The 9,084-nt window shown below is 48.7% G+C and carries 12 protein-coding genes; 10 read left to right on the top strand and 2 right to left on the bottom strand.

Going from position 1 to position 9,084, the window contains the following annotated elements; genetic code table 11:
- Positions 1-444 precede the first annotated feature (444 nt).
- The 10 genes from atpD to Q0294_RS08010 all read left to right on the top strand — a co-directional run bounded on the left by atpD (position 445) and on the right by Q0294_RS08010 (position 7,818).
- Positions 445-1,848 (top strand): F0F1 ATP synthase subunit beta, encoded by a 1,404-nt coding sequence (gene atpD / locus Q0294_RS08055; protein ID WP_299463065.1) that lies wholly within the window; start codon positions 445-447, stop codon positions 1,846-1,848.
- Complete coding sequence (locus Q0294_RS08050) at positions 1,845-2,240, top strand: F0F1 ATP synthase subunit epsilon (RefSeq protein ID WP_299463062.1); 396 nt, start codon at positions 1,845-1,847, stop codon at positions 2,238-2,240. Before atpD ends, Q0294_RS08050 begins: the two co-directional genes overlap by 4 nt.
- The gene (locus Q0294_RS08045) at positions 2,233-2,586 is read left to right on the top strand and encodes an AtpZ/AtpI family protein (RefSeq protein ID WP_299463059.1); all 354 of its coding nucleotides are present in this window, start codon (positions 2,233-2,235) and stop codon (positions 2,584-2,586) included. Before Q0294_RS08050 ends, Q0294_RS08045 begins: the two co-directional genes overlap by 8 nt.
- The gene (locus tag Q0294_RS08040) at positions 2,586-2,909 is read left to right on the top strand and encodes an ATP synthase subunit I (RefSeq protein WP_299463056.1); all 324 of its coding nucleotides are present in this window, start codon (positions 2,586-2,588) and stop codon (positions 2,907-2,909) included. Before Q0294_RS08045 ends, Q0294_RS08040 begins: the two co-directional genes overlap by 1 nt.
- Positions 2,909-3,637 carry a F0F1 ATP synthase subunit A gene (locus Q0294_RS08035; protein ID WP_299463053.1) on the top strand — a complete coding sequence of 243 codons (729 nt, stop codon included), beginning with the start codon at positions 2,909-2,911 and terminating at the stop codon, positions 3,635-3,637. The genes Q0294_RS08040 and Q0294_RS08035 overlap by 1 nt, the downstream gene beginning before the upstream one ends.
- A 15-nt stretch (positions 3,638-3,652) precedes the next feature.
- Complete coding sequence (locus tag Q0294_RS08030) at positions 3,653-3,931, top strand: F0F1 ATP synthase subunit C (RefSeq protein ID WP_299463050.1); 279 nt, start codon at positions 3,653-3,655, stop codon at positions 3,929-3,931.
- A 30-nt stretch (positions 3,932-3,961) separates the two neighbouring features.
- Complete coding sequence (locus Q0294_RS08025; protein WP_299463047.1) at positions 3,962-4,759, top strand: hypothetical protein; 798 nt, start codon at positions 3,962-3,964, stop codon at positions 4,757-4,759.
- Positions 4,760-4,794: 35 nt separating this feature from the next.
- Complete coding sequence (locus Q0294_RS08020; RefSeq protein ID WP_366917925.1) at positions 4,795-6,336, top strand: alternate F1F0 ATPase, F1 subunit alpha; 1,542 nt, start codon at positions 4,795-4,797, stop codon at positions 6,334-6,336.
- Between the two features lie 24 nt (positions 6,337-6,360).
- Positions 6,361-7,248, top strand: a complete 888-nt coding sequence (locus tag Q0294_RS08015) for a F0F1 ATP synthase subunit gamma (protein WP_299463041.1) — start codon at positions 6,361-6,363, stop codon at positions 7,246-7,248.
- A gap of 63 nt (positions 7,249-7,311) precedes the next feature.
- Positions 7,312-7,818, top strand: a complete 507-nt coding sequence (locus Q0294_RS08010) for a CBS domain-containing protein (RefSeq protein WP_299463038.1) — start codon at positions 7,312-7,314, stop codon at positions 7,816-7,818.
- A gap of 62 nt (positions 7,819-7,880) precedes the next feature.
- On the opposite strand, the gene hypE is transcribed toward Q0294_RS08010, so the two are convergent.
- Together hypE and Q0294_RS08000 are read right to left on the bottom strand one after the other, a co-directional pair.
- On the bottom strand, positions 7,881-8,957 hold the full coding sequence (gene hypE, locus Q0294_RS08005) for a hydrogenase expression/formation protein HypE (protein WP_299463036.1): 1,077 nt from the start codon (positions 8,955-8,957) through the stop codon (positions 7,881-7,883).
- Positions 8,958-9,000: 43 nt separating this feature from the next.
- Positions 9,001-9,084 (bottom strand): hypothetical protein (locus Q0294_RS08000; protein ID WP_299463067.1); only part of this gene is annotated, 84 nt, incomplete at its 5' end.

Genomic DNA, 9,084 nt, shown 5'->3' with positions numbered 1-9,084 from the left:
TGCGTCGTCATGGTTCTGCTCCTTGCCTTTTCATTTTGAATGTGCCACACGCTGCATTTTCAATCAAACATCCACAGCAAATCTGTGGCGTTTTGAATTAACCATGCTCGTATAACAAACACCTATTATTATATAGAACCTTTAAACGACGATCTACAGATTCCTGTCGCTTCTTCATTTCTTATAGAAAAACCTGTGTCATAAGTACCAAGAAGACACTGATCTTCCATAGAGGTGAATCCCGGTTCCGGTATGGGGAAAACCATTAGCCGTAGCATTGGTCCGGAAATTGAGTCACTTTTAAATTTCTAATCCCTTGCGTACATTCTGCAAATCAATCAATTTCGCCATTAAAGGCAAGTAGCCATATAGTTTCTGATTTGCTAGCATGAAGTCATAGAGTCAAGCGAGTGCCTGGTAACTTCAGGAAGGGTTCCATTCCAAATGCAGCAGAAAGTCCTGACAAATGATCTCAACCTGGGAGCAGTCCTGTCGGTTCGGGGCAGTGTCATTGATGCATCTTTTCCTCATAATTTACCACCGATCCAAAGCGAGTTGCATGCAGGCGAACATCAGGAAATCGTGATCGAAGTCCTCACTCAGCTCAACGATCACACGGTCCGTGGAATTGCTTTAACTTCAACGCGCGGCCTGTCGCGCGGTTCCCAGGTCATTGATACCGGACATCCACTCAGAGTCCCCGTGGGACAACAATTGCTGGGACGAATGCTCAATGTCTTCGGTCAGACAATCGATCTGGGAAAACCCATTGAGAATGCCAGTTGGCGATCGATTCATCATGAATCACCGGCGTTGGTAGAACGCCCTCCGAGATCCGATGTTTTCATCACGGGAATCAAAGCCATCGATCTGCTCTCGCCACTCGAACGTGGCGGTAAAGCAGGGCTCTTTGGTGGGGCCGGGGTTGGGAAAACGGTGTTGATCACAGAGTTGATCCATAATGTCGTCGGTGAACATAAAGGGGTGAGCCTCTTCTGTGGAATCGGCGAACGCTGTCGCGAGGCGGAAGAATTATACCGTGAGATGAAGCAGGCCGGGGTGCTGGAAAACACGGTCATGGTATTCGGCCAGATGAATGAACCCCCGGGTGCCCGCTACCGTGTGGGACATGCAGCATTGACCATGGCTGAATACTTTCGCGATGATCAGCGACAGAATGTGCTGTTGCTGATCGACAACATCTTCCGATTCATTCAGGCAGGCACTGAAGTGTCAGGTCTCATGGGTGAACTTCCTTCGCGTGTAGGATATCAGCCAACTCTCGCCTCAGATCTGGCTGAACTGGAAGAACGGATCTGTACCACTACCAATGGATCAATCACTTCGGTACAGGCCGTTTACGTGCCCGCTGATGATTTCACCGACCCATCCGCAGTTCACACTTTCGCACATCTTTCGACGTCTGTTGTTCTTTCCCGCAGACGGGCTTCCGAAGGGCTTTACCCGGCCATCGATTTATTAAATTCCAGCTCAAAAATGCTGATGCCTCCGATTGTGGGAGAACGGCACTATCAGGTTGCTCAGACCGTACGTGAAACACTGGCAAACTATGAAGACCTCAAAGACATTATTGCCATGCTGGGGCTGGAGGAACTTTCCCGCGAGGATCGTCGGACGGTAAACCGCGCACGCCGTCTGGAACGATTTCTGACACAACCGTTCTTCAGCACGGAGCAGTTTACCGGCTACCAGGGAAAATTCGTATCTCTGGAGGACTCATTGCACGGTTGCGAACGGATTTTAAATGACGATTTTCATGATGTGCCGGAACGGGCTCTGTATATGATTGGGCCAATCGAAGAAGCGGAAAAGGCCACTCCCCGATGAATCTGAAAGTTCTGTTACCCACTGAAATTTTGATTGATCAGCCTGTAATGAAAATCATTGCAGAAGCGGAAAATGGCTCGTTCTGTCTCCTTCCGAAGCATGTTGACTTTATTTCTGCTTTGCTACCGGGCATTTTGACGTTTGTCGATGAACAGAACTGCGAGTATTATCTGGGTATCGGCGGCGGAATCTTAACGAAATCGGGATCAGAAGTGCGTGTCTCTACCATCTATGCAGTTCAAGGAGACGACCTGGGAACACTCCGTCAGAAAGTCGCAGAACAATTTGAAGCCTTGAATAATCGGGAACGACTTGTTCGTTCTGCCATTGCTAAACTGGAAGCAGATATTCTCAGGCACTTTGTGAAGCAGGGAGTTGGTACCGATGCCTGACCACACTTCAGAACAAAATAATCACGAGTCCAATGCCGATTTTGAACCACATCAACTGCACCTGCATAATCAGTCGCAGATCGAAAAACGCATTGCTTCCCAGGAAATCCGAAAACTGAAGGCCAAAAGCGAAAAACATCATACGATCTGGTTTGGTCTTGGTATGTTTGGATTGATTGGCTGGTCCGTGACGATTCCGGCTGTCGCGGGCGCCTTGATCGGCATGTGGATTGACGGACGCTGGCCTGGCCAATACTCCTGGAGCCTGATGCTGCTGATCGGCGGAATGACTCTGGGCTGCTTCAATGCCTGGAAATGGCTGAACAAAGAAGGAAAATTCGACTGATGAATACTAATTTAATCACCCAACTGATCCTTAGCCTGGTAGTCGGAATGTTACTGGGAGCAATTTTCTTTGGCGGGCTTTGGATGACGGTCAAAAATCTGCAGAAAGTCAGTTGGCCCTGGCTGTTGTTTCTGGTCAGTGCCTTGAGCAGAACGGTGATCGCACTCTCCGGATTCTGGTTTGTCGGAATCTGGCTATCAGCAACCAACCAATGGCAGAGGATGGCAGGCTGCCTGTTAGGATTTATGATTGCGCGTCACCTTTATACACGTCAGATCAGAATGGAAAATGTCTCCCTGTCACGATCACGGGAATCACTTTAATGAATCTTTCTCCTGATGAACCGCTCTGGCAATGGGAATTTATTATTCTCAACCGGACCATTCTGTTTACGTGGCTTGTGATGGGACTAATGGTAATTGTTTCTTGGCTGGTCACACGCCGGTTAAGTACCAGCACGAAACTTTCACGTGGCCAGAATCTTCTGGAGGTTCTCGTCTTCGGTCTGCGCAGTCAGATTCGAGAGGTCAGCCAGCAGGACCCGGGCTCTTACCTCCCATTCGTGGGCACACTGTTTTTATTCATTGCGGTTTCCAATATTCTGGCAATTGTGCCAGGTTACTATGCACCAACCAGTTCCATTTCCACAACAGCGGCTCTGGCAACCTGTGTATTTTTTGCTGTTCCCATTTATGGAATTGCGCAGCAGGGAATCCTGGGATACCTCAAACAATATATCAGCCCATCCATCTTTATGTTGCCCTTTAATATTATTGGTGAACTCTCGCGAACGTTGGCACTGGCGGTTCGCCTGTATGGAAATATCATGAGCGGTGCCGTAATCGGTGCGATCCTGCTCAGTTTTGTCCCGCTGTTTGTTCCTGTTCTGATGCAGGCTTTTGGATTACTGACCGGGATCATTCAGGCCTATATTTTTTCTGTCCTGGCAATGGTGTATATCGCATCAGCGGCACAAGACAAACATGTTACGAGTGAAAAAGACGATGTTTCAGGAGATCATCCTGAGCCATCACACACAGAGAAAAATTAAACGAGGAAATTCTCAATGGATTCAAATACCATTATTGCAGCAGTATCAATTTTTACGGCAGGTATCACGATCGCCCTGGGATCAATGGCACCCGCGTTGGGGGAAGGACGGGCTCTCGCACAGGCTTTGAGTGCAATTGCTCAGCAACCGGACGAGGCGAGCACCATCACTCGCACACTGTTTGTCGGTTTGGCGATGGTCGAATCAACGGCGATTTACTGTTTCGTAATTTCGATGATTCTCATTTTTGCCAACCCGTTCTGGAATCACTTTCTTCAGGCAAATGGCGGTTAATCAATTTGAAACAGAATGCAGGATTAAAAAATGTCCATTGACTGGTTTACTTATACTGCTCAGATTTTAAACTTTCTGATTCTCGTCTGGTTGTTATCACACTTCCTGTACAAGCCGATTGTCAACGCCATGCAGGAACGGGAAAAACAAATTGCCACAGAACAGGAAAAAGCATTAACGCTTCAACAACAGGCTGAAGTTGAAGCGGTTAATTACAGGCAGAAAACAGAAGAACTGGTTCATGCAAAAGAAGATCTGCTGGCTGAAGCCGGTCAGGAAGTGCAACACTGGCGGGATGAACATCTCACACGGGCACGAACAGAAATTGATGAAAAAAAGACAGAATGGTATCGGGCACTGATCAGGGAAAGACACTCTTTCCTCCGTGAGGCCCGTCTCCGTATGGCAGATCACATCAATCTCATGAGCCGCCGCGTGCTGACAGAGCTGGCGAATGCCGATCTGCAACAACAAACCATTGATGTCTTTTTGAACCAGATTGGTCAAATCGACGAGCAGCAAAAAAACAAGATGGTGTCTTTAATCGAATCAACACAGCATCGGGTGCTGGTGGAAAGTGCGTTTGAACTCAAGCAGACGGATCGGGAAAATATCGTTAAATTCGTGCATAACTTCCTGGGTACCGATGTCGAAATCGATTTTCAAAAGAAACCCGAGTTAATCTGTGGCATTGAACTGCATGTGGCAGGATACAAAATTGCATGGAATATTCACGAACCACTCGAAGAATTAGAAGAAGAATTTGTGCGCTCGCTGAATGAAGTCATCGCACTGGAATCAGAAACCGACATCCCAACGACTGCATAAATTCAAATTCGCTTCAATCAGACTGCTAAGTCAGAATTGAAAGTAAGTTAATGGACATCAATCCGAGTATTAAAACACTTCTCGATCAGACATTTGATTCGTTTGACAACGTGCTCACTCAACATGATTTCAATCCGCGACTCATTGAAACTGGTAAAGTTACCTATGTGGGCCGCGGAAACGCGCGCGTCAACGGCTTACCGAACGTGCAATCGGAAGAACTTCTGCAGTTCCCCAATCATGTGCTCGGGCTGGCATTAAACCTGGATGCCGATGAAGTGGGAGTCGTGTTACTCGACCACAGTGATCAGCTTACCGTCGGCGATGAAGTAAGACGGACTCACCGCCTGCTCGATATCCCGGTCGGAGAATCATTAATCGGCCGCGTGATTGACCCGGTGGGGCGTCCCCTGGATGGTCATGGCCCCGTTTCTGCTGCCGAACGCAGACCTTATGAACGGGAAGCCGCCTCCATTACAAACCGTTCGCCGGTCACTGTTCCCTTGCAAACCGGGCAGAAAGTCATCGACGCATTAATCCCCATCGGCCGGGGACAGCGGGAGCTGATTCTCGGCGATCGACAAACGGGAAAAACGGCAATCGCCATTGATACCATTCTCAACCAGCGCAATCAGAATATGATCTGTATTTACTGTGCCATCGGTCAGCGCAATACGGCAGTCGCTAAAGTCATCGACGATTTGCGCAAGCATGGTGCACTCGAATATACCGCGGTTGTGGTTGCCGAGAGTGATGCGCCTCCCGGGTTGCAATTCGTAGCACCTTATGCCGCTACGACATTGGGTGAGTATTTTATGGACCAGGGACGGGATGTACTGGTCGTGTATGATGACCTCACATCACATGCACGGTCTTATCGAGAATTGTCACTGCTATTGAGGCGTCCCCCAGGCCGGGAAGCCTTTCCCGGTGACATCTTTTTTTTACACTCCCGGTTGCTGGAACGATCTACACATTTGATTGAATCACTGGGCGGAGGCTCGCTGACGGCATTACCAATTGCCGAAACGGAAGCACAGAACCTGGCTGCTTATATTCCGACCAATCTGATTTCCATTACCGACGGCCAGATTTACCTTTCTCCTCATTTATTTCAGAAAGGAATTCTCCCGGCTGTGGACGTTGGCAGATCGGTCTCCCGGGTCGGGGGAAAAACGCAATTACCCGCTTACCGAGCTGTCGCAGGTGATTTACGATTGTCGTATGCCCAGTTTGAAGAACTCGAAGCATTTTCCCGATTCAGCAGCCGCCTGGATGAAGAAACACTTGCCACGCTGGAACGAGGTCGGCGCGTCCGGGAAATATTCAAACAACACCAATACCAGCCACTATCAGTGCCCGAACAAATTGCCGTATTATTGGCCATGACGGCGGGTGTTTTTGACAAAACAGAGATCAACCAAATTAGAAAAGCAGAAGAAGTTGTACAAAAAACACTGCTTAATGAATTTCCCGACTTGAGTGAACAAATTCTCGAAGGTGAAAAACTTTCCGAAGAAATTCAACGGGCAATTATTAAATCGGCTGAGAATCGTATTCATACTCTCAATCAGTAATATTTCTGATATCAGAAAAAACAGATGGCACAGTTTGAAGCATTAAAACGGAGCATCGAGAGCACCAGAGATCTGGGATCTGTCGTACGCACAATGAAAACGCTCGCAGCCGTCAGTATCCGACAGTATGAACAGGCTGTGGATTCACTGGAAGATTTTTCAGAAACAGTCGAGCAGGGCCTCAAAATGGTGCTCTGGGATATTCAACCGGGATTAATTCTTCCGGAGTTGCAGGCCGATGGTACGACGGGCATCATTATTTTTGGAACCGACCAGGGGATGTGCGGGCAGTTTAATGAGCAAATTGGTTCCTACGCGTTGGAATATTTTCCCCGGAATACTTCGAATGACGATAAATTGTCCTGGCTGGTCATCGGCTCTCGTATCATGGGGAAACTACAGGATGCAAAAGTAGAAATCGATTTTGATTTTTCACTCCCGGGATCGGCTACGGGAATTGCACAACTGGTCACAGGGATCCTGGCCAGCATCGATGAATGGCGAAGCAAGAGACGATTGGGGAGAATCTTTATTTTCTATAATCAGCGAGTTTCTGCTTCGACATACAAACCGCATGCACTGCAATTACTGCCGATCGCCCCGGAACGCTTTTTCCGTCAAAAACAAAGAAACTGGCCATCGCGAACGCTGCCTGCGTTTACAATGAATCGTAATACCCTGCTGTCTCGCCTGATACGGCAGTATCTGTTCGTCTCTTTATTTAGAGCCTGCGCCGAATCGCTGGCTGGTGAAAACGCCAGTCGCATTGCCTCCATGCAGGCCGCAGAACGAAATATTAAAGAACGTCTGGTCAACCTGCAGTCAGAATTTAACCAGCAAAGACAGGCATCAATTACAGAAGAATTACTCGACGTCGTCACCGGATTCGAAGCCCTTAAAGATGAAAAATAAAATCACTCATCATTGTTTAAAATACGATCTGAAAAACACCTTCATAACAGTAAGCTCAAAGCCATGAATGAACTAAAACCTTCTCCGCATGCCAAATATTTCATGACCAGCTACGTTGAAGTAGTCACACCAGAGATGTCACTTTCTGAAGTCGTTCGATTTTTGCTCAAACACCATCACTCAAATGCCCCTGTCGTAGAAATCCGAAACGAAAAACATTTTCTGGTGGGCTTCATTTCTGAACGCGACTGCCTGCACGCTCTTTCAAATGAAATATTTTTCGGCAATTCCAGTCCCGCTCAATGCGCCAAAACCATTATGTCTTCGCACCCGATTTGTATCACCCCCGACACGGAACTTTTTGCGATCGTTTCCATTTTCACGAGCCACAACGTTCGCCATCTCCCAGTAGTAGAAGATGGAGTGCTGCTCGGCATTGTCAGTCGAAGTGACATCCTCGAAGCAATGGAAACCTATTACAAAGAACTCGTTCACAACAGTAAACATGAGCGAATGTTACGTGACACAACTCAGATTATGAACCTCAGATTTACGATCGACCGTAGTTGAAGCCTCAAATTCTCGATTCAACTTCGTTCCCTTCAAGCACTGGCGATAATTGATATCGGGAATCAGCAGATTCGCGGAAGCGGACTTCCTAAAGGATCATCCAGCGGCTGTTCGGGACCCAGTGTTCGACGCACTGTCACCGGAGCGATCCCCCTTGGAGTGACCGTCCCGATCAATAGCGCGCCCGCCGTTTCGGGAAGAGAATGTAATACCTTAAGAGCAGCGGCGGCGGCCCCTTGTTTCACGGCGATGACCATAGTCCCTTCGTTCGCAACATGCAGAGCATCGAGCCCTAACAATTCGCACACCCCCCGTACATCCGGTGAAACGGGAATGCTGCGTTCGTCGATGCTGAGAGTCAATTCACAGGCTTCCGCCCATTCATGTAACACAGCAGCCACTCCGCCGCGGGTCGCATCACGCAAACAGCGAATCTGATCACCCATTTCATTGCGTAAGCATTGCACAGGCCGGAGTAAAGAACCGCAGTCGCTTCGAGGTTGTGGCTCCAGGCCCAGTTCTTCACGTACTGCTAACACCGCAATCCCGTGACGACCAATGGGACCGCTGACGATCAGTTCGTCCTGTTCCTGTAAAGTCGCCGGGCCGGGAGGAATCGGCGAGATGAGTTCACCAACCCCCGCAGTATTAATAAAAAGTCCATCCGCAGCACCGCGGGGAACCACTTTCGTATCGCCGGCGACAATCTTGACATTCGTTGCTTCCGCAGCCTTCGCGATACTTTCTAGAATGCGGTCCAGAATCACCAGCGGCAATCCTTCTTCCATGATCAGCGACAGCGTAAGCCAGAGCGGCTTCGCTCCGCTGACCGCTAGATCATTAACCGTACCAAAGACCGCCAGCGAGCCAATATCGCCCCCCGGAAAAAACAATGGCGAGACCACAAAGCTATCCGTCGTCAGAGCCACTGGTCCCCGAATTTCCGGAAGTTGAGCCGCATCATTCAGGGCCACCAGATATTCATTTTTCAAAACACGAACAATGCGTTCCTGAACCAGTTTTCGTGAAAGTCGCCCCCCTTCTCCATGCGCGAGAGTCACGCAGTCGGCGTTGGCCGGTAGGGAAACGGGACAGTTCATCTGCCAGGCTACAGGTGCGTTTTCAGTTTTGTTTTGCATAAGTGTCAGAGACTTTTCGGTAGTTCATAATTCAGTACTTACATCAGCGACGGCTCGTGGCCCCATCATAACGATAATACGCGGCACACGCTCCCTCAGAAGAGACCATCGGAGCCCCCAGCGGTGA

Source organism: uncultured Gimesia sp., from assembly GCF_937919775.1.
In the GTDB taxonomy this organism is placed as follows: Bacteria; Planctomycetota; Planctomycetia; order Planctomycetales; family Planctomycetaceae; genus Gimesia.
Note: the sequence above shows the minus strand (reverse complement) of the source record. Positions and strands in the feature narration are given on the sequence as shown.